At 59.7% G+C, this 914-nt stretch carries 1 pseudogene; it reads right to left on the bottom strand.

From position 1 onward, the window contains the following. A pseudogene (locus HX846_RS31550) lies at positions 1–630 on the bottom strand (LTA synthase family protein); the annotation flags it as partial. Between the last annotated feature and the right edge of the window lie 284 nt (positions 631–914).

The raw sequence follows: 914 nt of genomic DNA, 5'->3' as shown, positions 1-914 counted from the left end.
CAGCAGGCAGACCACGAACACCGCGATGCGCGTGTACCACGGCGCTACCTGGCGAGTGCCGATGCTGCCACCGCTGAACGGGCCGCGTGGGCGCGTTGCACGGTCGGCGCCTTTGAAGGCGATGCTCAGGATCAGCGTACCCACGGCCCAGGCCAGCAGGTAGCGCACCACCGGGAAACCGTACCAGAGCATGCTCATCACGGTTTTCGGGTCTTCCTTCACGTACTGGAAGACCAGGCCGTTGAGGCGCTGGTGGAACTCGCGGTAGAAGTCCATTTCCATCAGGCCCAGGAACAGCGCGATGCTGGACGCGACCGTCAGCCACAAGCGGAAGAACCCGCGCGCCGCCATGGCCCGCACGCTGAACAACGCCAGCAGCAACGGCACCAGCACGTACATCACCAGGCGGATATCCAGGCGCAGGCCGTTGGCGAACGCTTCAAGGAAAGTCGAGGCCGGTGTGTCGAGGATCATCTCGCGGTTGTAGACCAGCAGCGCCAGGCGCAGCAGGGAGAACATCACCATCATGATCAAGGCACAAAGCAGCGTGTACGCCAGATGGGATTTGACGGTCGGTTGCAGCAAGCGATTAGAAGCTCGCTGCTGATTCAGGGCGTCCGGGTTTGCCATGTCGTTTTAGGACCCATTGGAAGTTTAAGTTGCGAATGAATACAGCGGCGCCCCGCCCTCGCCCAGTCAGGCTGGGGTAGACGGTGAACGCAATGGCGCAAATGGTGCCCGATCAACGCCGGCAACGCCATTGATTACTCAATCCGGCCAGTGTTTGAGACTCGTCTTAGAGCATCCGGCAGGAAAAATAGCCGGCGAATTGTCTTGGATGGAATGTGAAAATTCTGTGCAGCGAATATCTCGAAACACAATAACGGGCGTACGGAAACAGATGTGGGAGCGGG

Origin of the sequence: Pseudomonas sp. K5002 (assembly GCF_013386655.1) — a bacterium.
Classification (GTDB): Bacteria; Pseudomonadota; Gammaproteobacteria; order Pseudomonadales; family Pseudomonadaceae; genus Aquipseudomonas.
This window is presented reverse-complemented; position numbering and strand designations above follow the sequence as displayed.